This is a genomic window from Noviherbaspirillum suwonense (genome assembly GCF_900182955.1).
Lineage (GTDB): Bacteria > Pseudomonadota > Gammaproteobacteria > Burkholderiales > Burkholderiaceae_D > Noviherbaspirillum_A > Noviherbaspirillum_A suwonense.
In genome coordinates this window covers 100,904-127,105 of the sequence record NZ_FXUL01000013.1, presented here as the reverse complement: position 1 = coordinate 127,105, position 26,202 = coordinate 100,904, and the positions used below count along the sequence as shown (strand labels likewise).

General features: G+C 67.0%; 20 protein-coding genes. 9 read left to right on the top strand and 11 right to left on the bottom strand.

The window, feature by feature from the left end:
• Positions 1 to 19 precede the first annotated feature (19 nt).
• Positions 20 to 2,944 (bottom strand): ATP-binding protein, encoded by a 2,925-nt coding sequence (locus QOL82_RS16760; RefSeq protein ID WP_283443448.1) that lies wholly within the window; start codon positions 2,942 to 2,944, stop codon positions 20 to 22.
• A gap of 14 nt (positions 2,945 to 2,958) precedes the next feature.
• Positions 2,959 to 3,204 carry a hypothetical protein gene (locus tag QOL82_RS16755; RefSeq protein WP_283443447.1) on the bottom strand — a complete coding sequence of 82 codons (246 nt, stop codon included), beginning with the start codon at positions 3,202 to 3,204 and terminating at the stop codon, positions 2,959 to 2,961.
• A 198-nt stretch (positions 3,205 to 3,402) separates the two neighbouring features.
• On the opposite strand from QOL82_RS16755, the gene QOL82_RS16750 reads away from it, so the two are divergent.
• From QOL82_RS16750 to QOL82_RS16735, 4 genes are all read left to right on the top strand, one after another.
• Positions 3,403 to 3,729 (top strand): hypothetical protein, encoded by a 327-nt coding sequence (locus QOL82_RS16750; RefSeq protein WP_283443446.1) that lies wholly within the window; start codon positions 3,403 to 3,405, stop codon positions 3,727 to 3,729.
• A gap of 176 nt (positions 3,730 to 3,905) precedes the next feature.
• Positions 3,906 to 7,304 carry a hybrid sensor histidine kinase/response regulator gene (locus tag QOL82_RS16745; RefSeq protein WP_283443445.1) on the top strand — a complete coding sequence of 1,133 codons (3,399 nt, stop codon included), beginning with the start codon at positions 3,906 to 3,908 and terminating at the stop codon, positions 7,302 to 7,304.
• Positions 7,301 to 7,906, top strand: a complete 606-nt coding sequence (locus QOL82_RS16740) for a 3'-5' exonuclease (protein ID WP_283443444.1) — start codon at positions 7,301 to 7,303, stop codon at positions 7,904 to 7,906. The genes QOL82_RS16745 and QOL82_RS16740 overlap by 4 nt, the downstream gene beginning before the upstream one ends.
• Positions 7,906 to 11,322, top strand: a complete 3,417-nt coding sequence (locus tag QOL82_RS16735) for a CHASE domain-containing protein (protein WP_283443443.1) — start codon at positions 7,906 to 7,908, stop codon at positions 11,320 to 11,322. Before QOL82_RS16740 ends, QOL82_RS16735 begins: the two co-directional genes overlap by 1 nt.
• A gap of 184 nt (positions 11,323 to 11,506) precedes the next feature.
• On the opposite strand, the gene QOL82_RS16730 is transcribed toward QOL82_RS16735, so the two are convergent.
• Together QOL82_RS16730 and QOL82_RS16725 are read right to left on the bottom strand one after the other, a co-directional pair.
• Entirely contained in the window at positions 11,507 to 11,935 is a 429-nt protein-coding gene (locus QOL82_RS16730; RefSeq protein WP_283443442.1) for a hypothetical protein, read from the bottom strand.
• A 123-nt stretch (positions 11,936 to 12,058) separates the two neighbouring features.
• On the bottom strand, positions 12,059 to 13,591 hold the full coding sequence (locus QOL82_RS16725; RefSeq protein WP_283443441.1) for a CYTH and CHAD domain-containing protein: 1,533 nt from the start codon (positions 13,589 to 13,591) through the stop codon (positions 12,059 to 12,061).
• A 176-nt stretch (positions 13,592 to 13,767) separates the two neighbouring features.
• Here QOL82_RS16725 and pstS point away from each other — a divergent pair, with 176 nt between their 5' ends.
• The gene (gene pstS / locus QOL82_RS16720; RefSeq protein WP_283443440.1) at positions 13,768 to 14,808 is read left to right on the top strand and encodes a phosphate ABC transporter substrate-binding protein PstS; all 1,041 of its coding nucleotides are present in this window, start codon (positions 13,768 to 13,770) and stop codon (positions 14,806 to 14,808) included.
• 68 nt (positions 14,809 to 14,876) lie between these two features.
• Here the strand turns inward: pstS and QOL82_RS16715 are convergent, their stop codons facing one another.
• Positions 14,877 to 15,476 carry a glutathione peroxidase gene (locus QOL82_RS16715; protein WP_283443439.1) on the bottom strand — a complete coding sequence of 200 codons (600 nt, stop codon included), beginning with the start codon at positions 15,474 to 15,476 and terminating at the stop codon, positions 14,877 to 14,879.
• A 251-nt stretch (positions 15,477 to 15,727) separates the two neighbouring features.
• On the opposite strand from QOL82_RS16715, the gene QOL82_RS16710 reads away from it, so the two are divergent.
• Entirely contained in the window at positions 15,728 to 16,585 is an 858-nt protein-coding gene (locus QOL82_RS16710) for a ferritin family protein (protein WP_283443438.1), read from the top strand.
• Positions 16,585 to 17,094: an adenylyltransferase/cytidyltransferase family protein gene (locus tag QOL82_RS16705; RefSeq protein WP_283443437.1), complete on the top strand. Its 510-nt coding sequence runs from the start codon at positions 16,585 to 16,587 to the stop codon at positions 17,092 to 17,094. Before QOL82_RS16710 ends, QOL82_RS16705 begins: the two co-directional genes overlap by 1 nt.
• A gap of 268 nt (positions 17,095 to 17,362) precedes the next feature.
• On the opposite strand, the gene lysM is transcribed toward QOL82_RS16705, so the two are convergent.
• The 4 genes from lysM to QOL82_RS16685 form a co-directional block, all read right to left on the bottom strand.
• Entirely contained in the window at positions 17,363 to 17,878 is a 516-nt protein-coding gene (lysM, locus tag QOL82_RS16700) for a peptidoglycan-binding protein LysM (RefSeq protein ID WP_283443436.1), read from the bottom strand.
• Positions 17,879 to 18,022: 144 nt separating this feature from the next.
• Positions 18,023 to 18,808: a BPSS1780 family membrane protein gene (locus QOL82_RS16695; RefSeq protein WP_283443435.1), complete on the bottom strand. Its 786-nt coding sequence runs from the start codon at positions 18,806 to 18,808 to the stop codon at positions 18,023 to 18,025.
• Complete coding sequence (locus tag QOL82_RS16690; RefSeq protein ID WP_283443434.1) at positions 18,808 to 19,761, bottom strand: homoserine kinase; 954 nt, start codon at positions 19,759 to 19,761, stop codon at positions 18,808 to 18,810. The genes QOL82_RS16695 and QOL82_RS16690 overlap by 1 nt, the downstream gene beginning before the upstream one ends.
• A 60-nt stretch (positions 19,762 to 19,821) precedes the next feature.
• A complete protein-coding gene (locus QOL82_RS16685) occupies positions 19,822 to 20,241 on the bottom strand; it encodes a DUF2782 domain-containing protein (protein ID WP_283443433.1) in 420 nt (139 codons plus the stop codon).
• A 225-nt stretch (positions 20,242 to 20,466) separates the two neighbouring features.
• Between QOL82_RS16685 and polA the strand changes: the two genes are divergently transcribed.
• Together polA and QOL82_RS16675 are read left to right on the top strand one after the other, a co-directional pair.
• A complete protein-coding gene (polA, locus tag QOL82_RS16680; RefSeq protein ID WP_283443432.1) occupies positions 20,467 to 23,244 on the top strand; it encodes a DNA polymerase I in 2,778 nt (925 codons plus the stop codon).
• A 146-nt stretch (positions 23,245 to 23,390) separates the two neighbouring features.
• Entirely contained in the window at positions 23,391 to 24,107 is a 717-nt protein-coding gene (locus tag QOL82_RS16675) for a ZIP family metal transporter (protein ID WP_283443431.1), read from the top strand.
• A gap of 90 nt (positions 24,108 to 24,197) precedes the next feature.
• Here the strand turns inward: QOL82_RS16675 and QOL82_RS16670 are convergent, their stop codons facing one another.
• Together QOL82_RS16670 and QOL82_RS16665 are read right to left on the bottom strand one after the other, a co-directional pair.
• A complete protein-coding gene (locus QOL82_RS16670) occupies positions 24,198 to 25,052 on the bottom strand; it encodes a sulfurtransferase (protein WP_430438499.1) in 855 nt (284 codons plus the stop codon).
• Entirely contained in the window at positions 25,049 to 26,149 is a 1,101-nt protein-coding gene (locus QOL82_RS16665; protein ID WP_283443429.1) for an aromatic ring-hydroxylating oxygenase subunit alpha, read from the bottom strand. Before QOL82_RS16665 ends, QOL82_RS16670 begins: the two co-directional genes overlap by 4 nt.
• Positions 26,150 to 26,202: the final 53 nt, after the last annotated feature.

The following is a 26,202-nucleotide window of genomic DNA, read 5'->3' as shown; positions in this document are numbered from 1 at the left end:
CTGCCCGGCAGCCGCCACGCTACTCGGCGCGCGCCGTCTGGCTGAGCTGCGCGAGCAGCGTGCTCAGCCGGTCTATCTCGACCGGCTTGACCAGGTGGTAATCGAACCCGGCCTGCTCCGAACGCCTGCGGTCCTGCTCCTGGCCATAGCCGGTCAGCGCGATCAGCACCGCGTCGCTGGTGGCCGGCTGCTCGCGCAGCCGTTTCGCCAGCTGGTAGCCATCCATGTCGGGCAGGCCGATATCGAGCAGGAAGATGCCGGGCGCGCCGTTGGCCGCGCGGTCCAGCGCGTCCTGCGCCCGGTAGGCGACCGACACGACATAGCCCTGCAGCTCCAGCAGCATGGCCAGGGTATTGGCGGCGTCGACATTGTCGTCCACCAGCATCAGGTGCAGCTGGGTCGCCGGCGCGGCCTGTCCCGCCGACAGCGGATCCGACCGCATCGCAGCGGGGTCCGCGTGCAGCGCCGGCAGCGGCAGGCGCACGGTGAAGTCGCTGCCGCGGCCGGCGCCGCCGCTTTCGGCGTTCACGCTGCCGCCATGCAGCTCGACCAGGCTTTTCACCAGCGCCAGTCCCAGCCCCAGTCCGCCCTGGGCGCGGTCGGGCGAGCGCTCGCCCTGGGTGAACAGGTCGAACACCTGCGGCAGCAGGTCGGCGGCGATGCCGATGCCGTTGTCGCGCACCAGCAGCGCCAGCGCGCCGTCCTCGACCCGCGCCCGCAGCAGCAGCTCGCCGCCGGGCGGCGTGTACTTGGCCGCATTGTTGAGCAGGTTGGTGCAGATCTGGACCAGGCGGGTGCGGTCTCCCAGCAGCGGCGGGATGTCGGGCGCGATGTCCACCGTCAGCTGGTGGCGCCGCGACTCCACCAGCGGGCGCACCTGCTCGACGGTGTTGGCGATCACCTGGTCCAGCAGCACGATGTCCTTTTCCAGCGTCACGAGGCCGCGGGTCACGCGCGAGACGTCCAGCAGGTCGTCGATCAGGCTGGTCATGTGCTCGACCTGGCGGCTGATGATTTCGCTGGTCCTGGCGATGCGCGGCTCGCTGACCTGCGCCAGCTTCAGCAATTCCGCGGCGGTGCTGATCGGCGCCAGCGGATTGCGCAGCTCGTGCGCAAGCATCGCCAGGAATTCGTCCTTCCTCCGGTCGGCGGTGCGCAGCGCTTCCTCGGCCCGCTTGCGCTCGGTGATGTCGATCGAGATGCCGCGCATGACCAGCGGCATGCCGGCGGCGTCGCACAGCACCTTGCCGCGCACCTCGACCCAGATGACTTCGCCGTTGTCGGGGCGGATCATGCGCAGCGTCGATTCATAGCCGTCGCGCGCATCGATCGCCTTCTGCGCGGCCGCGATGGCCACCGGCAGGTCGTCCGGATGCACCGCGCCCCAGTTCGGCGGCGCGTCCGCGGGCCCGTGGCCGAACACATCCATCGCATTGAACGAGTAGCTGACCTCGTTGCTCTTCAGGTCCCAGTCCCAGACCACCATGCGCCCGGCCTGCAGGCCCTCGCGCAGCCGTTCCTCGCTGTCGCGCACCGCATCGGCCGCCAGCCTGCGGTCGGTGACGTCGTAGCCCTCGATGAAGATGCCGGAGACCGAGCCGTCGACTTCCAGCACCGGCTGGTAAATGAAATCGATGAAGCGCTCGGTGGCCGGTTCGTCCGGCGCCGGCTGCAGCACCAGCAGCGCCTCGTGGCCGAAGAACGGCTTGCCGTTCGCATAGACTTGGTCGAGCAGCGCGAAAAAGCCCTGCGGCGCCAGTTCGGGCAGCGCATCGGCAATGCGCATGCCGACCAGCTTGCGCCGGTTCACCAGGCGCAGGAAGGCGGCATTGGCCAGCTCGAACACGTGTTGCGGGCCGCGCAGCACCGCCATGAATCCCGGCGCCTGTTCGAACAGGCCGCGCAGCCGGTCGCCTTCGGCCGCCAGCTGGCGCGACAGCGCCGCTTCCGCCCGGCGCCGGCTCGTTTCGGCATGGGAGCGCTCGACCGCCGACCAGATGCGCTCGGCAATGTCCTCGGCCAGCGCCACGTCGTCGTCGCGCCAGCGGCGCGGGGCGGCCTGGGTCAGCACCAGCAGGCTCTGGCCGCGGGCCGAAGCCCGCAGCGGCACCGCCAGCAGGGCCCGCGCCGCCAGCCGGGAATAGGCCGCCGCCTGGGACGCGGTGCGGCTGTCGGTCTCGACATCGGCAACCCAGAACGGGCCGCCGCGCTGCACGCCCTCCATCATCGCGTCGCCCAGCTGCGCAAACGAAAAGCGCGCGCCGGCGATGCCGTCCACGCTGCCGTCGTTCCATTCGCTGTCGACCCTTAGCGCCTGCTGGGACAGGTCGAGCTCGGCGTAGACGACCCGCGTCAGCTTCAGGTGCTGGCCCAGCAGCGCGGAGGCGGCGGTGATGATGCGGTCCGGCTCGGACAGCCCGCGCAGCTGGTCCGCCACTTCCAGCTGGAAACGCTGGCGCCGCTCGCCCAGGATCTGCCGGGTGGTCTCGGTGCAGGCGCAGAACATGCCGGCCACGCTGCCCGACTCGTCATGGATGGGACTGTACGAAAAGGTGAAGTAGGTTTCCTCGGGGAAGCCGTTGCGGTCCATCATCAGCAGCAGGTTGTCGGCGAAGATCGACTCCCCGGACAGCGCGGTTTCCACCAGCGGCCTGATTTCGGCCCAGATGTCCGACCAGAGCGTCGCGAACGGCATGCCCAGCGCATCCGCCTGCTTGTTGCCGAGGATGGGGATGTAGGCATCGTTGAACAGCATGTTCAGGTCCGGCCCCCAGGCCACGAACATCGGATAGCTGGAGTTGAGCAGGATGCCGACCGCGGTGCGCAGCGACGATGGCCAGGTTTCAGGCCGTCCCAGCGGCGAACCGGACCAGTCGTGGGAGCGCATCCGCGCGCGGACCTCCCCGCTGCCGCTCAGCAGGTCGAACCGGCTGTACGACTGCATCGGAGAGCCTGCCGTCAGGGCCAAGGCGCAGGCGAGACGTCGACGAACTGCGCGCCGCCTTCGGACGGCGAAAGCGCTTCGCCCGACGGATGCAGGAAGCGCTGCGAGATCGCCTTGACTGCTTTTTCCACGTCCCCGAAATCGGCCAGCGACACCGGATGCTCGCTATCGGGCCAGGTTGTCACCGCCCATTGCATCACGTCCTTGAAACGCTGTTCGAGATCGGCGGCAAACTGCTCTTTGTCATTCTGGTCGCTCATCGTAATCCTCGTCTGGTTTCGATTCGTCGAAGGATTCTACTGGAAACGGCGACGTCGGCCTCCGGGTTGGGACAAGCTTTCCGGGGATGCATAATCAGCGTATTCCTACGCTGTGCCGGCCGTCTATCCGACATCCGAACCGGCGCAGCGCGATTATCATCGACGCCTCAGCAGCCGACATAACAAGAGGAAACGAATATGACCAACGACACCAGCAAGCCGGACGAAAAGAACAAGGCAGGCAAGGGCCATCCCCAGGATGGCAGCCTGGTGCAGACCGTGGTCGACGAGCAGCTTTTCGTGGAAACCGCCAAGGACGACCAGTTCAGCGAAATGCCCGGCGACCCGCGTTCGCAGGCGCCCAAGCCGCGGCCGCGCCAGGCGCCTGCGCAGGGCGCAGCACCCGCGTCGGACATCGAACCACCTGAAAATGCACGCGAAACCAGCGGGCCGGAGAAGGCGCCCGAAGACCCGGTGGAAGGGCTGGTGCTCGGCAATTCCGGTTTTCCCGCACGCGGCAACTAGGCGGCCTGCGCGCCGCCGTCCGCGTTGCCGTGCAGCATGGCTGCGTGACCGGGCGGCGTAAAGTTGCGTGCCGGGGAATACGCTGCATCTTTTCCTGCCTGCCAGCACGTTAACCTTTAGAATTTCAGGCTTTCCACCAAAGCAGGGCCGCTTTCCGGCCCCGTGCCTGAAACTGAATGACTGTCACCATTGGCCTGAACCCGGATACCACGAGGAAACGCATTCGCGACAGCGCATGCCTCTCCATGCTGTCCGGTACGGAAGATGCCTGGCCACCGGTGCTGTCGACCGCGGTGGACATCCTCAGTCATACGCCGCTCCCGATGCTGCTGCTGTGGGGCAGCGACCATGTCATCGTCTACAACCAGGCTTTCGCGCTGCTGGCGGGCGAACGCGACGCCAGGGTGTTCGGCAAGCCGGCCCGTCAGGTATGGCCGCAGCTCTGGCCATGGGCGGACGACGCGCCGCCCGCCGGCGCGACCCTGCCGGCCGTGCATGTCGCCGGCGCCGCGCCGTTCGCGCTGTATTTCACGCCGCTCCATGCCGGCGGCGCGACCGTAGGCTTCCTGGCGACCGCCATCGAAGCGCCGCGCGCGGCCGCGCCCGCGTTCGATGACGACGAGCGCCTGGTGCGCAGGCTGCATGAAGCCATTGCGACAGAACGGATGGCGGCCGACGCCGAGCGCCATGCGCGCGCCGACGAAAGCGATTTCCTGCGCAGCCTGTTCGAGCAGGCGCCCGGCTTCACCGCGGTGCTGCGCGGCCCGCAGCACATCTTCACCGTCGCCAATGCGCCCTACCGGGACCTGATCGGGCGCGACGACATCATCGGCAAGCCGGTGCGGGAAGTGCTGCCGGAAGTGGTCGAACAGGGATTCATCACGCTGCTCGACGAGGTCTACGCCAGCGGCGAGCCTTACGTCGGCAAGGAAATCGAGGTGCGCCTGCGCCGCCGCGACAATGGCGCCGAGCGCTCGGTGCTGCTCGATTTCCTTTACCAGCCCATACGCGGCAGGTCGGGCGCGGTGGCCGGCATCTTCGTGCAGGGCGTCGATGTCACCGAGCACACCGCCAACAGCGAACGGCTGCGCATCGCGCAGGAAGCCGGCGGCATCGGCAGCTTCGAATGGTTTCCCGAGGCCGACAGGATGGTCTGCTCGGACACCTACCGGCGGCTGTGGGGGCTGCCGGACGACGTTCCCGTCACCGGCAGCATGCTGGTGGCGATGGTGGACCCGGCGCACCGGCACGAGGTCGGTCCGCTCAAGCTCGGCGTGCAGGACAATCCGCTCGAATATGCCGAATACCAGATCACCCGCGCCGACAACGGCGAGAAACGCTGGCTGGCGCGCCGCGGCAAGGTGGTCGAGCGCAACGGCGAGAAGCGTTACCTCGGCGTGGCCTTCGACATCACCCACCGCAAGCAGATCGACCAGGCGCTGCGCGACAGCGAGGCGCGCATCCAGCAAAGCAATGAATTCATCCGCCTGCTGCTCGACTCGACCGAGGAAGGCTTTTACTCGATCGACCGCGAAGGCGTGACCACGCTGTGCAACCGGGCCTTCATGCGGATGCTGGGTTTCAGCCAGGCCTCGCAGGTGATCGGCCACAGGCTGCATGACCTGATCCACCATACCCACCCGGACGGCACGTTCTACCGCCACCATGACTGCCCGATCCTGCGCACCGCGCGCACCGGCGAGTCGGCGCTGGTCGAGGACGAGGTGTTCTTCCGCGTCGACGGCAGCAGCTTCCCGGTCGAATACCGCGCCCATCCGGTGCGGCGCAACGGCGTGCTCGAGGGCGCGCTCTGCACGTTCACCGACATCAGCACCCGGCGCCAGCACATGGCCACGCTGCGCGAACTCAATGAAACGCTGGAGCAGCGCGTGGTCGACGAAATCGGCCGCCGGGCCGATGCCGAGAACGCATTGCGCCAGGCGCAGAAGATGGAAGCGATCGGACAGCTCACGGGCGGCGTCGCCCACGATTTCAACAACGTGCTGCAGGTCATCGGCGGCAACCTGCAGCTGCTGCAGAGCCAGCTGGCCGGCAATCAGGCCGCGCAGAAGCGGCTCGACACCGCGGTGGCGGCGGTGCTGCGCGGCGCCAAGCTGTCCTCGCAGCTGCTGGCGTTCGCGCGCCGGCAGCCGCTGCAGCCGGTGGTGATCAACCTGGGCGAGCTGGTGCGCAACACCGACGACCTGCTGCGCCGCACGCTGGGCGAGGCCATCATCGTCAGGACCGCGGTCGCGCCCGACCTGTGGAACACGCTGGCCGACCCCGGCCAGATCGAGAACGTGATCCTGAACCTGGCCATCAATGCGCGCGACGCGATGCAGGGCGAAGGACGGCTCACCATCGAGCTGGCCAATGCGACGCTGGACGGAAGCGCGCCGGGTGAGGTCGACGCGGTCGCCGCCGGCGACTACGTGATGCTGGCCGTCAGCGACACCGGCTCCGGCATGTCGCAGGCCGTGATGGAGAAGGCGTTCGAGCCGTTTTTCACCACCAAGCCGGAAGGCGAGGGCACCGGCCTCGGCCTGTCCATGGCCTATGGCTTCGTCAGGCAGAGCGGCGGCACGATCCGGATCTACAGCGAGGTCGGCGTCGGCACCACGATACGCATCTACCTGCCGCGCTCGCTGCAGGCCCGCGAAGCGCTGCCGGACATGCTGACCGGGCCGGTGCATGGCGGCAACGAGACCATCCTGGTGGCCGAGGACGACCCGGACGTGCAGTCCACCGTGGTCGACATCCTGAGCACGCTGGGCTACCGGGTGCTGAAGGCGGACGACGGCGAAGGCGCGCTGGTGATCCTGCGCAGCGGCATGCATATCGACCTGCTGTTTACCGACGTCGTCATGCCGGGCCCGGTGCGCAGCGTCGAGCTGGCGCGCCAGGCGCGGCTGCTGGTGCCGGACATCGCGGTGCTGTTCACCTCGGGCTATCCGCAGAACGCGATCGTCCACGGCGGCCGGCTCGACGAAGGCGTCGAGCTGCTGTCCAAGCCCTACCGCCGCACCGACCTGGCGCGCAAGATCCGCCATATCTTCGCCAACCGGCAGCAGGCCCGCGGCCGCATCGCGCCGCCGCCGGCGCAGCCGACATCAACATCAACATCAACGCCAACATCAACATCAACATCAATGCCCATATCTACGCCGCAAGCTACGTCCGGCAGCGAACAGGGGATGCGGCCGGACGACGACCTGCTGCGCATCCTGGTGGTCGAGGATAACGAGGACTCGCGCATCCTGGTCTGCGAACTGCTCAATACGCTGGGGCACACGGTGACCGGCGTGGGCAGCGCAGAGGAGGCGCTGGAGGCGCTCGGCAACGGCCGCTTCGACACGCTGTTTACCGACGTCAGCCTGCCCGGCATCTCCGGCGTCGAGCTGGCCAGGAAAGCGGCTGTCATGGCGCCCGGCATCGCCATCGTGTTTGCTTCGGGTTATGGCGCCTCGATCAGCGCCCATCTCGACATTCCTTCGCGTTCGCTCGCCAAGCCGTACGATATCCACCAGCTGCGGGCAGTGCTGGCCGCGGTGGCGGCGGACGCGAGCGCGGCGTGAACGGGGTCGGCGAACTGGACGAGGCGGCGGCGCTGCCGGCATATGCCGGCCTGTCGGTGGCGCAGGTGACCGTGGTCGCCAGCAGCGCCGCGGCCGCGGCTGCCCGCGCCGTCCTCGAGGCGGCCGACGCGCTGGGCTTCGACACCGAGTCGCGTCCCACCTTCACCCGCGGCCAGGTGTCCAGCGGGCCGCACCTGGTGCAGCTTGCGACCGACAGCCACTGCTTCCTCTACCAGGTCGACCATCTCCACGCGCTCGATGCACTCGGCGACCTGGAAGCGCTGCTGGCGTCGCCGCAGCTGGTCAAGGCCGGCTTCGGCCTGGGCGACGACCTGCGGCGGCTGACGTCGAAATGCGGCATCGCCTGCGCCGGCACGGTCGACCTGGCGCAGCGGCTGCGCACCGGGCGCAACGCGGTGGGCGTCAAGAGCGCGGTGGCCGACCTGCTCGGCCAGCAGCTGCAGAAGTCGAAGAAGGTCGCCACCACCAACTGGGCCAGCCGGGTGCTCAGCGAGCGCCAGATCCTGTACGCGGCCAATGACGCCCATGCAGCGCTGCGCGTTTACCGGGCCTGGATGGCGCGCGGCGCGCCGGAGCGCTGATGCCGGAATCCCAACTGATGGAAGCGAGCCTGGAACGGAAGGCGCCGCGCACGTCGCGGCTGACGTGGCTGCTGCCGCTGATCGTGCTGGTGCTGGGCCTGGCCATGACGATCGCGGCCTGGCGCGAGGCGCGGCTGGTCTCCAGCCAGGAGATCCAGCGCGACTTCGATTACCAGGTGCGGCGCATCACCAACCTGCTGCAGCAGCGGATGGCGACCTATGAACAGGTGATGCGCGGCGCCCAGGGCTTCATGCGCGGCAGCACCGGCGTCGACCGCGGCGACTTCGCCGGCTATGTCGCCACGCTGCGGCTGGCCGAAAGCTTTCCGGGCATCCAGGGCATCGCGATCGCCGAACTGGTGCCGCCGGCCCGGCTCGACGCGCGGGTGGCCGCGGTGCGCGCCGAAGGCTATCCGGAATTCAAGGTGCGGCCCGAGGGCGAGCGCCCTTTCTATTCGGCCATCGTGCAGATCGAGCCGGCCAACCAGATGAACCTGCGGGCGCTCGGCTATGACATGCTGACCGAGCCGGTGCGGCGCGCCGCGATGGAGCAGGCGCGCGACAGCGGCCTGGCGGCGCTGTCGGGCAAGCTGCGGCTGGTCCAGGAGCAGGAGCCGCACGTGCAGAACGGCGTCATCGTCTACCTGCCCGTCTACGGCCGCGGCATGCCGGTGTCCACGATCAGCGAGCGGCGCGCCAGCCTGGTGGCCTGGGTCGGCGCGCCGTTCCGGATGAACGACCTGATGCGCGGCCTGCTGGGCGAGCGCGCCGAAGACCTGCGGCTGCGGATCTTCGACGGCGCGGCCAAGAGCGAGGACGGGCAGCTGTACGATTCGGGCAATGACGACACCCTGCCGGGCCAGGCGATGCTGGACGCCACCCGCCGCTTCCGCATCGCCGACCGCGAGTGGACGCTGTCGATCGCGTCCACGCCCGCCTTCGAGGCGCGCTTCGACCATTCGAAGCCGCTCTTCATCGCCGGCGCCGGCGCCGGCATCAGCCTGCTGCTGGCCACGCTGGTCTGGCTGCTCGCCAGCGGCCGCAGCCGCGCGCTGGCGCTGGCCGGCAGCATGACGCGGGCGCTGCGCGCCAGCCAGCTGCGCTGGCAGTACGCGCTCGAAGGCGCGGGCGACGGCGTCTGGGACTGGAACAACCATACCGGCGAAATCGTGCTGTCGCGCCGCTGGAAGGAAATGCTGGGGTATGCCGAATCCGAACTGAGCGTCACGCCCGCCACCTGGGGCGACCTGATCCACCCGGACGACAGGCAGGGAGCGGAGCAGGCGCTGGCCGATTACATCGCCGGCCGCACGTCCGCCTACTCCTGGGAAATGCGGCTGCGCTGCCGCGACGGCAGCTGGAAATGGATACTGACCCGCGGCGCCATCGTCAGCCGCGACGCCGGCGGCCGGCCGATGCGCACCATCGGCACCCATACCGACATCAGCAGGCTGAAGGAAAACGAGGAAGCGCTGCGCGCGTCCTACAGCCGGATCGCCGCCGAGCAGCGCCGCATCCGCGTGATCCTGGAAAACTCGCATGACGCGTTCATCGCGGTCGGGCCGGACGAGCGCATCACCGACTGGAACACCCAGGCCGAACGCACGTTCGGCTGGTCGGCGCAGCAGGCGATCGGCCAGAGCCTGGCCGGACTGGTGATCCCGCCGGCGGGCCGCGCCGCCTATCTGGCCAGCTTCGCCAGCTTCGTGCAAAGCGGCGGCAGCGACTTCGTGGGCCGGCGGGAAATCACCGCGCTGCACCGCGACGGCCAGGAAATCCCGGTGGAGATCGCGCTGGCGGCCGTCCCGCACGAAGGCGGCTATGCGGCCGCCGCATCGGTGCGCGACATCAGCGACCGCCGCCGCGCCGAGGAAATGCGGGCCGCGCACGAGCGCTCGCTGGAGGAAACCCGGGCGGCGCTGCATCATGCGCAAAAGCTGGAGGCGGTCGGCAAGCTGACCGGCGGCATCGCCCACGACTTCAACAACGTGCTGCAGATCATCAGCGGCTACCTGCAGCTGATCCAGCGCGACGCCGGTCCCGGCAGCCTGCTGCAGAAACAGCTGCAACGGGCGCTGGACGCGGTGGACCGCGGCGCCCGGCTGTCGTCGCGGCTGCTGGCCTTCGCCCGGCGCCAGCCGCTGCAGCCGGTGGTCGTCAACCTGGGCCGGCTGGTCAACGGCATGCAGGACCTGCTGCATGGCGCGCTCGGCGAGTCGGTCAGCCTGTCGGTGACCGTGGCAGACCCGCTGTGGAACACGCTGGTCGATCGCGACCAGCTGCAAAACGTCATCCTCAACCTGGTCATCAATGCGCGCGACGCGATGGACGGCGCGGGCAGCCTGGACATCGCGCTGGACAACGCCAGCCTGGCCGCCGGCGGCGAGCGTCCGCGGCCCGATCTGCCGGCCGGGGAATATGTGCTGCTGACCCTGCGCGACAGCGGCGCCGGCATGACGCCGGAAGTCCGCGAACGCGCGTTCGAACCCTTCTTCACGACCAAGGCCGAAGGCGTCGGCACCGGCCTCGGCCTGTCGATGGCCTACGGCTTCATCGCCCAGAGCGGCGGCCATATCGACATCGGCAGCGCGCCGGGCGAGGGCACCACGGTGCGCATCTTCCTGCCGCGCGTCGACCTGCCGGAAGCCGGCCTGGCCACGCCGGCCAGCCGGACCGCGAGCGGCGGCACGGAAGACATCCTGGTGGTGGAAGACGACGAATCGGTGCGGGCCAGCGTCTGCGCAATGCTGGAGGGGCTGGGCTACCGGGTCCGCAGCGCCGGCGACGCCGGGCAGGCGCTGCAGCTGCTGCAGACCGGCGTGCCGGCCGACCTGCTGTTTACCGATGTCGTCATGCCGGGCGCGCTGCGGGCGCCCGACATGGTGCGCGAAGCGCTGGCGCTGCGGCCGGGACTCGCGGTCCTGTACACCTCCGGCTACACCCGCGACGCGGTGCTGCATGCCGGCGCGGGCCGCGAGGCGCTGCTGCTGAAGAAGCCGTACCGGCGCGAGCAGCTCGCGCTGAAGGTCCGCGAAGCGCTGGAAGCCGCGGGGCGGCAGCCGCCGCCGGACGGCGGTCCGGCGCGGGTGCTGGTCGTCGAAAGCCAGGAAGATTCGCGCCAGATCGCCTGCGAGATGCTGTCGGTGCTGGGCCATGCGGCGCGCGGCGTCGCCAGCCTGGCGGAGGCGGAACAGGCGCTCGCCGCGGAACGGTACGAGTTCCTGCTGGTGGCGGAAGATACGGCGGACCGCGGCCAGGCGCAGCGCCTGGCCGAGCAGGGCAACGCGCGGCTGGTGCTGGTGCGCGATGCGGGGCCGATGGCTGGCGACGACGACGGCGCCGTCGTCATCCGCAAACCGTACAGCATGGAAAAGCTGCGCGCCGCCACGGCGCAGGATGCGTCGTCGGTAATGTAAAGGATGGGAGCGAAGGGAAGGGTGCGGCGGGCGGCGGTCACCGCACTCTCGCGCCGCCGCGCGGCGATGACGGCGCTGCGATCCGCCGAAGGGATGACGCAGCGCCGCGCATGGCTTCCTGCGGATGCCGGCCGTGCCGACCGGCGGTGAATCGCGGTGAATAGCGGCGGCCCGCCGCCGCGTCCTATTTCCTTGGCCGGCCGGCCTTGACCGGCGTCAGCCCGTCCAGCGCCTGTTGCAGTTCGGGCATGTCCATCTTGCGCAGCAAGGACACCGCGACGCGCAGCAGTTCGCTTTTCTTGACCGGCTTGCCGGCCTTGATGCAGGCTTTCTTCATCTCGCCCAGCGCCGCGTATTCCGCCTCGGGCATCGTGAAGCTGTCGCGCACCAGCTTCGGCTTGCCGGCCCGGTCCTTGTCCTTGTGCTTGTCCTTTTTCTTTTCCGCCGGCTCGGCCGGGTGCATCGCCGCCTCGACCTGATCGAGCGCGACGACCGGCAGCATGACCTCGGGCGACGCCACGGTCGGCGACAGCGCCGCGAGGACTTTCTTCTGCCGCGGCGCGGCGGGTTTCTTTGCTGCGACGGTCGGTCCCGTGGTAACTGTCCTGGCCATGGCCACACTCCTTTGAATTAATTGTATAAACAATATACATGCTGCGCCCAGGGCGGGCAACGCGGCCTCCTGGGTTCACGCGCTGCCAGGATCGCAACATGCGCGGATGACCGCGTCATGACATCAGGCCGGCTGCGGCATCCGGCGCAATGCCTTCCAGCGGCGGCACATTTTCTCCAGCGCCCGCGGCTCCCGCTCCGCCTGCACGCCGATGACGAAGCCGGCGGCCAGCCCCTGCGCAGGCTGCTGCAGCGCCAGTTCGCGCAGCGACTTGCGGGTGACCGCGGCATCGTTCAGCTGGCCCAGCGTGTCCTGCAGCGAACTCAGCGCGCGGACGAAGGGCCGGACCTCGCGCGCCGGATAGAGCGAGGCAAAGAACTCGGTCGCGTAGCGCATGCGCTTGGCGGCGATGCGCAGCCTGTGGCGCGCCGGCGCATCAGCCGCGGCCAGCTTGCGGGCGCGCCGCGCGAGCCGCCGCTTGCCGGCTTTCAGCACCTGCCGGGCAAAGTTTTTCACCGGCGCGGCCAGCGCCTGCTGCTGTTCGGGCGCCGCGTCCTGCCGCCAGCGCGCGCCGTGCAGCCAGGCGATCAGGCGCAGCATCAGCCGGGCATAGCGCACCGAGTCCAGCGCCTGGCCGGCCTTCGCGCGCCTGGCCCGGGCCTCGCCCAGCGCCGCCTGCTGCAGCGGCAGCAGCACGGACTCGTCGGGATACGCGTGCATCAGCTGCGACAGCGTGTCTTCCGCCAGCACTTCCCAGTCGCGCGCGGCGCCCAGTTCGTCGCCCAGCCAGCGCAGTTCCTGGTCCATGCCGTCTGGCAACGGCGCGACATCCTCGAACATCTTGAACAGCGAGCGCAGCCGCCGCAACCCGACGCGCATCTGGTGCAGGTGTTCCGGGTCGCCGCCCTGCCTGACCCCGGCCTCGTTGCCCTGGATCTGCGCGATGCAATTGTCGGCAATGGCTTTCAGCGCATCCTCGGCGCGCATCGCCCGCTTCAGCTGCACCGGCTCCGCCCTGCACAGCGGCGGCGGCGCCGGGTGCATCATCGCGTAGCCGCGCGCGCTCTTGCTCGCATTGCCCAGGCGCAGCGGGATGTCCTGCTGCAGGCCCAGCGCGAAGTCGAACAGCGGCGCGGCGTCGCCCGATTTCAGTTCCAGCTCGATCTCGCTGATCGGCTCGCGCACCGCGCCGCGCTGCAGCTCGCCCTGGTCCAGCACCAGTTCGGCCCGCTGGCCGTCGGGAAATTGCAGCATCCACGCGGTGCGGTCGATGCGGCTGGAAAACACCGGCGCGATCTGCTGCTGCAGCGCCTCGTCGGCCAGCCGCTCGAACCACGGCGAAGCCGCGCCCGCCAGTTCGCGCATCGCCGCCAGGTCGGGCACCCCTTCATCGACTTCCGCTTCCCATTCGTTGCGGCTGTGCAGCCCGCCCTGCACCTGGTTGCCGTCCTTCAATGTCTGCACCCAGCCATCTCCGTCCTGCCTGACCCGCAGCGCCGCACGGCGCCGGCTGAAATACAGGTCGGGGGTATCGAAATAGGTCGTCGTCATCTGGTGGCGCACCGGTGCGCCGGCGGCATATTTCTTCAGGAGTTCATGGTTGCGCAGCGCCTCGGCGTGTGCAGGGTCGATCAGCAGTTTCAGTTCGATTTCCATCGTATGGGCGCGGCAGGGGGAAACGGCCAGTATAGCCAGATGGCGCCAGCGCCTGTTGGGGTGGGTCAAGGCGGCCGGCCAGCGGCAAATGCATCATCCGCTCCATGTCATACGGCTGTCACAGAGCTTCGCTACAGTGCCGGCTGTCTCGTACTGTCACCATCCAGGGAATCCAAATGATTACAGCAATCAAGAAATCCGTTGCAGTCGCCGTCGGCGCACTGGCCTTCATCAGCGCTGCGCATGCCGCCGACCTGACCGGCGCCGGCGCCACCTTCCCGTATCCGATCTATGCGAAATGGGCGGAAGCCTACAAGAAGGCGACCGGCACGGGCCTGAATTACCAGTCCATCGGCTCCGGCGGCGGCATCAAGCAGATCAAGGCCAGGACCGTGGACTTCGGCGCGTCCGACATGCCGCTGGCGGCGGACGAACTGAGCAAGGAAGGCCTGCTGCAATTCCCCGCCATCATGGGCGGCGTGGTGCCGGTGGTGAACCTCGAAGGCATCGCACCCGGCCAGCTGAAGCTGACCGGCCCGGTGCTGGCCGACATCTATCTCGGCAAGATCGTCAAGTGGAATGCGCCCGAGATCGTCGCGCTGAACCCCGGCGTGAAGCTGCCTGACACCGAGATCACCGTGGTCCACCGCGCGGACGGCTCCGGCACCTCGTTCCTGTGGACCGATTACCTGTCCAAGACCAACCCGAACTTCAAGAGCACCGTCGGCGCCGGCACCGCGGTCAAGTGGCCGGTGGGCGTGGGCGGCAAGGGCAACGAAGGCGTGGCCGCCAACGTGCAGCGGATGAAAGGCGCGATCGGCTATGTCGAATATGCGTATGCCAAGAAAAACAAGATCGCCCATGCGCAGCTGAAGAACCGCGACGGCGAGTTCGTGCAGCCCGATGACGAGACCTTCAAGGCCGCCGCCGCCGGCGCCGACTGGAACAAGACCCCGGGCATGGCCGTGGTGCTGACCGACCAGGCAGGCAAGAATTCATGGCCGATCACCGGCGCTTCCTTCATCCTGATGCACCGCAGCCAGGCCGACTCGGCCAAGGGCCGCGAAGTCCTGAAGTTCTTCGACTGGGCATACAAGGAAGGCGGCGCAATGGCGACCGAACTGGATTACGTCGCGATGCCGCCGGCCGTGGTCAAGCAGGTCGCCGAGCTGTGGAAAGGCGAAGTCAAGGACGCATCGGGCAAGGCAGTCTGGTAAGGCAGCCTGCACCGGCCTGACCGGCGCACGGCGCGTGCAATGCGCGCCGTGGAAACCGCCGGTCCGGCTCAGCGCGCGAGCGCTTTCTCGACCGCCGCCACCAGCTTTCCGTCCAGCGGCGTAACGCGGCTCGGGAAGCTGGCGACCAGCTTCCCATCCCTTCCCACCAGGTACTTGTGGAAATTCCATTCCGGCGCCTGCCCGCTGGCGCTGGCCAGCTGCGCATGCAGCGGGTTCGCATTCTTCCCGGTCACGACCGACTTCGCAAACATCGGAAATTTCACGCCGTAGGTATTGAAGCAGAGTTCGGCAATCTGCTTGCTGCCGCCCGGCTCCTGGCCGCCGAAGTCATTCGACGGAAAGCCCAGCACGACCAGGCCGCGCTCGCGGTACTTCGCATACAGGGCCTCCAGCCCCTCGTATTGGCTGGTGTAACCGCAATAACTGGCGGTATTGACCACCAGCGCCACCTTGCCGGCGTACTGGCACAGGTTCTGCGGCGCATCGTCCTGCAGGCGCTTGAACTGCTGGTTCAGCAGGGCCGGGCAGGCGGAAGCCGGCGCTGCAGCGGCCTGTGGTGCTGCCTGCGGTGCGGCCTGTGCCGCGGCGCCCGCGCAAATGGCGGCGCAATTCAGGAACAGCAGGCTGGACAGAAAATGCCGGCGCATGGCGGTCTCCTCGATGGTGGACAGGTATTGTCCGGTAGATATTGCATGGTAAACGGGATCCGGCATTGACGCAGTTGGCGGCAGCATTCGCCGTCCCGCAATACAGTCGAACAAACCTTCGGAAATTCAAACATCGCTTGACACTTTTGCAAAGGCGCTTGCGCAAATGCTACGAATAATGAGGCTAGGGTGCGTTCGGGCGGGTTTTATTGGTAGAATCAAAGGCTTAACTCAACCTACTAAGGCGCCTAATGTTGTACCCAGAACTGTTTAAATCGCTCGAGCAAGTTCGCTGGAGCATGGATAAGGACATTCCGTGGGATCAATTCGACGGTAGCAAGCTGACGGACGAGCAGGCTCAAACCATCAAGATGAATGCGATCACCGAATGGTCCGCTCTGCCTGCGACAGAAATGTTCTTGCGTGACAACCGTGGCGACAGCGACTTTTGCGCATTCATGTCGGTCTGGTTTTTTGAGGAACAGAAGCATTCGCTGGTGCTGATGGAGTACCTGCGCCGTTTTCGCCCGGAACTGGTGCCGACCGAGGAAGAGTTGCACAACGTGCGCTTCGAGTTCGACCCGGCGCCGCCGCTGGAAACGCTGATGATGCACTTCTGCGGCGAAATTCGCCTCAACCACTGGTATCGGTGCGCATCCGACTGGCACACCGAGCCGGTGATCAAGAATATCTACAAGATCATCAGCCAGGACGAAGCCCGCCATGGCGGCGCCTACCTGCGTTACATGAAGAAGGCGCTGACCGAGCAGGGCGATAGCGCCCGTGCCGCGTTCGCCAAGATCGGCGTGCTGATGGCGTCGGCGCGCCGCACCGAAAAGCCGCTGCATCCGACCAACCTGCACGTCAACCAGGCGCTGTTCCCCAACGACACCGTCCAGAGCCGCCTGCCGGACCCGGAGTGGCTGGAAGCGTGGCTGGACAACCAGATCCGTTTCGACACCGGCTGGGAAAAGAAGGTGGTGGACCGCATCCTGCACAATGTCTCGCTGCTGTTCGACCGGACATTTGCCACGGTCCAGGAACTGAACCGCTATCGCAAGGAAGTGGTGAACCGCCTGGCGGTTGCCCCGGCGCCGCAGGGCGTCTGATGTCCGCCCAGCCCGGGCCGGCTGTTTCCGCCGGCCCCGAATTCGAGCGCAAGCTGTGCGGCCGGGACGACCTGGCCGCGCGGGTCGCGGCGCTGCCGCGGCCGGTGGTGCTGACCAATGGCGCGTTCGATATATTGCACCGCGGCCATGTCACCTATCTGGCACAGGCCAGGCAGCTGGGCGCGTCGCTGGTGGTGATGGTCAATACGAATGCGTCGGTGAAGCGGCTGGGCAAGGGAGACGACCGCCCGATCAACGACTGCGAAGACCGGATGGCCGTGCTGGCCGCGCTGGAATCGGTGGCGCTGGTCGCGCCGTTCGAGGAAGACACCGCACTGGAAAGCGTGCTGCTGGCGCGCCCGGACATCTACGTCAAGGGCGGCGACTACGACATGAAGGCGATACCCGAAGGCCAGGCGGTGCTGGCATATGGCGGGCAGGCGGTGGCGATCGATTTCAGGCACGACCGCTCGACCACCAGGCTGCTCGACAAGGTAAGGCGCCGGTAATACCAATCTCAACGCATGGCGTACCGATGAGGGCGACGGTTCAGATTCTTAGGGTGTAATAAGCGCAGCGCATTACACCACTGGCAATCGATCACCTTAGCCCGTTTGCAACGAATGGTGTATATGCGCTTGCGCTTATTACACCCTACGGAGTTTCATGGCGCCTTGCGAACCCGGACTGGTCTAAGTCCGGTTCCGGCTTGCCAGGCGCGCATCGGCGCCAAGCCGGCGCTGCCGTCAACCGCGACGGCAGCCGTTCAAACCCGAATCAGGCCTGTGGCGGAATGCGCAGCATCTGGCCGGGATAGATCTTGTCCGGGCTGGTCAGCATCGGCTTGTTGGCTTCGAAAATGGCGTTGTACTTGTTCGCATCGCCATACATCTGCTTGGAGATCTTCGACAGCGTGTCGCCGCTGACCACGGTGTAGTACTTCGCTTCCGGCGCCGACGTGGCCACCGTCATCTGGTCGTTCACATGCTCGACCGAATGGATGTTGCCGCAGCAGAGAACGACTTTTTCCCTGGTTGCCTGGTCCTGCGCCTGGCCGCTGACGGTTGCGGTGGCAGTAGCGCCATCGAACGTCACCTGCAGGTTGTCGACCGGCAGATTCTGGGTCTTGATGTAATTGAGGATGGCCTTGCCTGCAGTGTCGTTCAGCGCAGCGACATCGGCCTGGGTCGGCGCTGCCGATGCCGTGGCGGCCGGCGTGGCTGCTGCCGCATCCTTGCTGCCGAGGTTGAACAGCTTCTGGCCTGCGTCCTTCACGAACGATAAAAGTCCCATATTTTTCTCCTTGCTGGATGAATGGCTTTCCCTGTGCAGGGATAGGTCAGCGCACAGGGTAACCGGCTGCCGGCGCATTCATCTGTGCGATGACGCACATTGAAACCTATTGGCAAGTCGATCGGGATAGCCTGTTGGGCCAGGCTATTGGGAAGGCGGCCGGGAAGGCTGTTCGGAAGGCTTGCCAAACAGCGTCGTGTAGGTTGGATAGAACGAGCAGTACATCACCACGGTCAGCACGATGGACAGCGGCAGCAGCACCATCATCATCAGCGCCGGCGACCCGGTCAGCTGGCCCAGCAGGGTGCTGATCAGCAGCGGCAGCACGACGCCGATGGCGGCCCAGCCCAGTCCGTACAGCATGAAGGCGCGTCCTGCGCGCTTGACCGCGTAGAAGCTGAAGAACAGCGCCTTGCCCATGCTCATGTTCTGCCAGGCGATCAGCGGGGCGGCGAACCAGAACGCCATCGCCGCCGGCGTATAGAGCACCGCGGCCATCAGCATGGCCAGCGTGATGCCGGAACCCTGCACCGTCTTCGCGTCCACCCTGGCGCTGCCCGTCATCACGGTCCAGAACAGGCCGCCGTCGATCAGCGCGGACGCGCCTATCGCCACGGTCGCCGCCAGCACGTACAGCAGGCCCAGCCTGAACAGCGTGCGGAATGCCGGCGAGCGAAAGCCCGTCAGCAGCAGGTTCGGGTAGACCCGCTGGCCTTTCTCGACCTGGACGCAGGCCTGCATGAACGCCATCGAAAAGACCGGGATCAGCACCAGCGGCAGCAGCTGGCCCACCAGCGGGATGATGGTGATGACCATCATCAGGAACATGTAGCTCAGGAAGAGCGTGGACAGCTCGGCCGGCTGCTTGCGAAACAGCGAGAAGCCCTGCTTGATCCATTGCCACCCGGTGGCTGCCGGCAGCTTTTCCATCAGAGCGGCGGCACCGGCTTGGCGATGCGTTCGCGCAGGATGCGCTCGAAGTGGCCGGGGTCGTGCGGCGTCAGCATCTGGGCGTCGCGCGGCAGGTGGAAGTCGTACAGCCGCGACAGCCAGAAGCGCAGCGCGCCGGCGCGCAGCATCGGCCGCCAGGATGCGCTTTCGTCGTCGGTGAACGGGCGCACCGCATGGTAGGCGCCGACCAGCGCGCGCACCCGCGCCGGGTCGAGCGCGCCGCTGGTCTCGTCGATGCACCAGTCGTTGACGGTGACGGCGACATCGAACAGCCAGGTGTCGACGCCGGCGAAGTAGAAGTCGAAGAAGCCGGTCAGGCGCTTGCCGTCGAACATCACGTTATTGCGGAACAGGTCGGCATGGATAGGGCCGCGCGGCAGCCGGTGGTAGGCCTCGGACGTGGCGAACGCTTCCTGGAAATGCATCTCGGCGCGCAGCAGGTGCTGTCCGGCGTCGGGCAGGTAGGGCAGCACCACCGGCGTGGTTTCGTTCCACCAGTCCAGCCCGCGCAGGTTGGGCTGTCGGATCGGAAAGTCGGCGGCCGCCAGGTGCAGCCTGGCCAGCATGGCGCCGACTTCGGCGCAATGCGCCGGGTGCGGCGCCATCTGGCAGGCGCCTTCCAGCCGGGTGACGACGCAGGCCGGCTTGCCGTGCAGCGTCGCCAGCAGTTCGCCGTCGCGGTTGGCCAGCGGCAGCGGCGCGGCCACGCCGCGCTCGGCGACATGGCGCATCAGCTTCAGGTAGAAAGGCAGCTGGTCGAAGCCGAGCTTCTCGAATATCGTCAGCACGTATTCGCCGCGCTCGGCGCTGAGGAAGAAATTGCTGTTCTCGATGCCGGACGAAATGCCTTTCAGCGCGAGCACCCGGCCGATGTCGTACTGGGTTGCCCACTGGGCGATGTCGTCTAGGGTGACCGGGGTGAAAACAGCCATGGAATCAGTGTGTGCGTGTCAGGTTGCAGGGCAGGCCCGCGTGCGGGCCCGGGCTGGGCATTACTTTGCAGGCGGCGGTGCGGCCGGCGCTTGCGGCGCCGCCGGCTGGGGCTGCGGCTTCAGGTCCTCGGGCTTGCTGAGGTCGAATTCCTTGACCTTGAACTGCGCGGCGCGATTGGTGTTGGCCTGGGTATCGCCGGGCAGCGCGCTGCCGGCCGGGTTGAGCGGCTTGACCGTATAGGTGCTGCGGCCGGTGCGCACCTCGACTTCGGTGACCCGTCCCTGCTCGCGCTTCTCGGTGATGGACCGTTCCGGCTGGCCGCCGCCGGGGATGGTCACCGCCGGCGCCTCGCCTTCCTCCAGCCGTTCGAGCTGCGGCGGCGGCGGCGCATCGGCGCGGCCGCGCGGCTGCTGCGCGGAAGCAGGCATCGACGCGGCAAAAATCAGGGAAAAGGCAGTCAGCAGGAGAGGGGTGCGCATGGGAAGTTCGCCGGTCGGGTTGGTGTGCGTGCAAGGCCGCATTGTAGCAAACCCGGTGCGGCTTTCCGGGGCGATCCGCAGGGGGGCGCATCGGTTCGCCTGTCCGGGGAAGGGGCCTGCCGGGTCCTTAAACTCTGCGATAATCGCAAACATTTGCCGCGACCCGCTGCCTTGCCGCGCGCCGCGTGCCCGTCATCCGCTGCCTATTTTCCTGTCTGCCCCTCTATGAACAAAACCCTGTTGCTGGTCGATGGATCGAGTTACCTGTACCGGGCCTTCCATGCCTTGCCCGACCTGCGCAATGCGCAGGGCGCGCCCACCGGCGCCATCTACGGCATCATCAACATGCTGCGGCGCCTGCGCAACGATTACCCGGCCGCGTATATCGCCTGCATTTTCGACGCCAAGGGCAAGACCTTCCGCGACGACCTGTACCCGGAATACAAGGCCAACCGGTCGTCGATGCCGGAAGACCTGGGCCGCCAGATCGAGCCGATCCACGAGGCGGTGCGGGCAATGGGCTGGCCCATCCTGATGATAGAAGGCATCGAGGCCGACGACGTGATCGGCACGTTGGCGGTGGATGCAGTGAAGCATGACATGAAGGTGGTGGTGTCGACCGGCGACAAGGACCTGGCGCAGCTGGTCAACGAGCATGTGACGCTGATCAACACGATGAGCAACGAGACGCTGGACCGCGACGCGGTGATCGCCAAGTTCGGCGTGCCGCCGGAGCGCATCGTCGACTACCTGTCGCTGGTCGGCGACACGGTCGACAACGTGCCCGGCGTCTCCAAGGTCGGCCCCAAGACCGCGGCCAAGTGGATCGCGCAGTACGGTTCGCTCGACGGCGTGATCGAAAATGCCGACAAGGTCGGCGGCGCGGTCGGCGAGAACCTGCGCGCGGCGCTGGACTGGCTGCCGCAGGCGCGGGTGCTGGTGACGGTGAAGACCGATTGCGACCTGGTCGAGCAGCTGGTGAAGTTCCCGGACGATTTGGGCCAGAAGCCGGAAGACAAGGCGGCGCTGCTGGACTTCTTCCAGCGCTATGGATTCAAGAGCTGGCTGCGCGAGCTGAGCGCCGAACTCGGCGCCGGCGCCGGCACGGCGGCCGTCGAAGGGCAGGGCGGCCTGTTCGACACGCCGGATGCGGCGGCTGCCGCCGCGGCGACCAGCCGGACGCCGGCGGCGCCGGTCAAGACCAGCTACGAGACCGTGCTGACCGACGAACAGCTCGACAAGTGGCTCGACATCATCGACGCCGCGCCGCTGACCTCGCTCGACACGGAAACCACGTCGCTGGAGCCGATGCGGGCGCAGATGGTCGGCATCTCGCTGTGCTGCGAGCCCGGCGTGGCCGCCTATATCCCGCTGGCGCACAACTACCAGGATGCGCCGGCGCAGCTGGGCCGCGACCATGTGCTGGAACGGATGCGCGGCTGGCTGGAGGACCCGGCGAAGCCCAAGCTGGGCCAGAACATGAAGTACGACAGCCATATCTTCGCCAACCACGGCATCCGCCTGGCCGGCGTCGCCCATGACACGCTGCTGCAGTCCTATGTGTTCGAGTCGCACCGCAGCCATGACATGGACAGCCTGGCGCTGCGCCACCTGGAGCGCAAGACCATCACCTTCACCGACGTCTGCGGCAAGGGCGCGTCCCAGATCTGCTTCGACCAGGTCGCGCTGGACCGGGCCACCGAATACGCGGCCGAGGACGCCGACGTCACGCTGCAGCTGCACCGGACGATGTGGCCGCACGTGGCCGAGAGCGAGCAGCTGACTTATATCTACGAAAAGATCGAGCTGCCGACCGCCACCGTGCTGCAGCAGGTCGAGCGCAACGGCGTGCTGATCGACGCCGACCTGCTGGCGACCCAGTCGAACGAACTCGGCCGGCGCATGCTGGAGATCGAGCGCCAGGCGTATGAGCTGGCCGGGCAGCCGTTCAACCTGAACTCGCCGAAGCAGATCGGCGAAATCTTTTTCGAGAAGCTGAAGCTGCCGGTGGTGAAGAAGACGCCGTCCGGCACGCCGTCGACCGACGAGGAAGTGCTGCAGAAGCTGGCCGAGGATTACCCGCTGCCCAAGGTGCTGCTGGACTACCGCAGCCTGTCCAAGCTGAAGTCCACCTATACCGACAAGCTGCCGCGCATGGTCAACCCGGACACCGGCCGCGTGCATACCAATTATGCGCAGGCGGTGGCGGTGACGGGCCGGCTGTCGTCCACCGAGCCCAACCTGCAGAACATCCCGATCCGCACCGCCGAGGGACGCCGGATACGCGAGGCCTTCATCGCAGCGCCCGGCAACGTGATCATCTCGGCCGACTATTCGCAGATCGAGCTGCGCATCATGGCCCACCTGTCGGAAGACCCGGCGATGCTGCGCGCCTTTGCCGAAGGCGAGGACATCCACCGCGCCACCGCCGCCGAGATCTTCGCGCTGCAGCCGGCCGAGGTCGGCAGCGAACAGCGCCGCTACGCCAAGATCATCAATTTCGGCCTGATCTACGGCATGAGCGCCTTCGGCCTGGCCGGCAACCTCGGCATCGAGCGGGCCGCCGCGCAGATGTATATCGACAAGTACTTCCAGCGCTTCGTCGGCGTCAGGAATTTCATGGAAGAGACGCGGGTGCGGGCCAAGCGCGACGGCTATGTGGAAACGGTGTTCGGCCGCCGCCTCTGGCTGCCCGAGATCAATTCGCCGAACGGCCCGCGCCGCCAGGGCGCGGAACGGGCCGCGATCAATGCGCCGATGCAGGGCACCGCGGCCGATCTGATCAAGCTGTCGATGATCGCGGTGCAGGACTGGCTGGACGCGGAAAAACTGTCGTCGATGATGATCATGCAGGTGCATGACGAACTGGTGCTGGAAGTGCCGGAGGCCGAACTCGACCTGGTGAAAACCCGGCTGCCGGAGCTGATGGCAGGGGTCGCCACGCTGCGGGTGCCGCTGCAGGCCGAGGTCGGCGTCGGACCCAACTGGGAGCAGGCCCACTGATCGATCGACGTCCTGGTTTGCCCAAACCGGGACGGTTGTGCTTTAATTCCGCTCCTTTCGCGCCGAGGTTCAAAATCAATCCCACGCTGCTTTCGATACTGCTTGCCACCACCATCGCTGGTGTCATCAGCATTACGGCGGCGGCGGTGTTTTCCTTCACGCTGCTTTCCAAGGTGGTCGACCGCATGGTCAGCCTGTCGGTTGGCATCCTGCTGTCGACCTCGCTGCTGCATGCGCTGCCGGAAGCCTTCGAGTCCAAGGCCGACACGCATACGCTCTTCGCCACGCTGCTGGCCGGCCTGCTGGGATTTTTCCTGCTGGAGAAGATGGCGATACTGCGCCATTCCCATCATTACGAAGGCGACGGCCACGGCCATGCGCATGGCCATGACGCGCATGAAGCCGGGCGCGCCGGCTGGATGATCCTGGTCGGCGACGGCCTGCACAACTTCACCGACGGCATCCTGATCGCGGCGGCCTTCCTGGCCGACCCGAAGCTGGGCCTGGTCACCGGCCTGGCCATCATCGCCCATGAAATCCCGCAGGAGATCGGCGACTTCATCGTGCTGCTCAACGCCGGCTTTTCGCGCACGCGCGCCTATGTGTACAACCTGCTGTGCAGCCTGATGGCCATCGTCGGCGGGCTGGTCGGCTACCTGACGCTGGGGCGCGGCATGGAGGCGATACCGTATGTGCTGGTGTTCGCCTCGTCAGGCTTCATCTATATCGCGGTCAGCGACCTGATGCCGCAGATGCAGCGCCGCGCCACCGTGCGCGAGACCATACCGCAGGTGCTGCTGATCGCGCTGGGCGTCGTGCTGGTGCTGTTCCTGACCAGCCAGACGCAGACGCACGGGCATTGACGGGTAGCCCGGCCGGAATGCGCATCGCGCGTTCCGGGGCGGGACCGGCATCTACCGTCAAGGAGATGAGCGAATAAACCGGCTGCCGTGCTACGCGCCGGTGGCCACCGGGCGCGACGGGTCGGAGCACCATTCGCTCCAGGAACCCGGATACAGCGCCGCACCGGGCAGGCCCGCCACTTCCAGCGCCAGCAAGTTATGGCATGCCGTCACGCCGGAGCCGCACTGCATTACCGCCGACGCCGGCTCGGCCACCAGCGCGGCCAGTTCCGAACGCAGCTGTGCAGCCGGCTTGAAGCGGCCGTCCGGCAGCAGGTTGTCCTTGAAGAAGCGGTTCACCGCGCCCGGGATATGCCCGCCCACCGGGTCCAGCGTTTCATTCTCGCCCCGGAAACGGTCGGGCGCGCGCGCGTCGAGCACCTTCAATTCCGGCTGCGCCAGGATGTCGGCCGCGCCCACCGTGCGCACCAGCGATGGCCGCCGCGTCGCATTGCCGGGCGCGGCGACGGGAATATCGGTCGCCAGCGGCAGGCCCAGCGCGGTCCAGGCCGGCATGCCGCCGTCCAGCACCGCGACCGCTTCATGGCCGGCCCAGCGCAGCATCCACCACAGCCGCGCGGCGAACATGCCGCCGTGCGCATCGTAGGCGACGACCTGGGTGTCGTCGTTCACGCCCCAGCGGCGCAGCGTGGCGATGAAGTCGTCGATCGCCGGCAGCGGGTGGCGGCCGCGGAATGGGCCGTCGGCCGGCTGCGCATGGTCGCTCAGGTCGTCGTCGAGCGCGGCGAACAGCGCGCCCGGGATATGCCCGGCGTCATAGGCCGCGCGCCCGGCCTGCGGGTTGGCGAGGTCGTGCCGGCAGTCGAGCAGGACCCAGCCGGGCTGGCGCTGCTGCGCCAGGTCGGATGCGGAAATCAGCGTGGTGCAAGGCGTGGTCATGGTCATAGCGCAATCTTCGATCGGTACCATTCGTGGAAATGCTGCATGCCATCCTCCATCGGCGACTGGTAAGGGCCGGCGTCGCTGACGCCGCGCTCCATCAGGATGCGGCGGCCGGCGTCCATGCGCTGCGCGATCTCGTCATCCTCGACGCAGGTTTCCATGTAGGCGGCGCGTTCGGCATCGATGAATTCGCGCTCGAACAGCACGATCTCTTCCGGATAGTAGAACTCGACGATATTGGTGGTTTTCTGCGGGCCGTTGGGCCAGACGGTGGACACCACCAGCACGTGCGGATACCACTCGACCATGATGTTCGGATAGAGCGTCAGCCAGATCGCCCCATGCTTGGGCGCCTCGCCGTTGCGAAACTTCAACAGCTGCTCCTGCCACTTGCGGTAGGCCGGCGTGCCCGACTTCTTCAGCGCATGATGCACGCCGACGGTCTGCACGCTGTAGCCGTCGCCGAATTCCCATTCGAGGTCGGAACAGCTGACGAAGCTGCCCAGCCCGGGATGGAAGGGCTCCACATGGTAGTCCTCGAGGTAGACCTCGATGAAGGACTTCCAGTTGTAGTCGCATTCGTGGACTTCGACCTTGTCGAGCATGTAGCCGCTGAAGTCCAGGTCCCTGGTCACGGACAGGTTCTTCATCAGCGCGGCGACGTTGACGCCGCCTTCCTCGAACAGCAGGCCGTTCCAGTTCTGCAGCCGCGTCTGCGGCAGGTTCAGGCAGGGCGTTTCGCCGAAATGCGGCGCGCCGACCAGCGTGCCTTTCAGGTCATAGGTCCAGCGGTGGAGCGGGCAGACGATGTTTTTCGCATTGCCGCGGCCATCCAGCATCTTGGCCTGGCGATGCCGGCAGACGTTGGACAGCAGCTCGATGCCATTGGCGTTGCGCACCAGCATCCTGCCCTCGTTTTCCCATGCAAGCGTCGCATAGTCGCCCACTTCGGGCACCATGAGTTCATGACCGGCATAGCGCGGCCCCTGACGGAACAGGTTCGATATTTCTTTTTTCAGCAGTACTTCGTCGAAATAGACGTGGACTGGAAGTTGCGCGTCGGAACGCGTGAGCTTGGCGAGATTAGCCAGATCGGACATCCCTACCCCCCAAATTAATTTGCACCAACCTAAGAGAGAAAGAATCCGCAAAA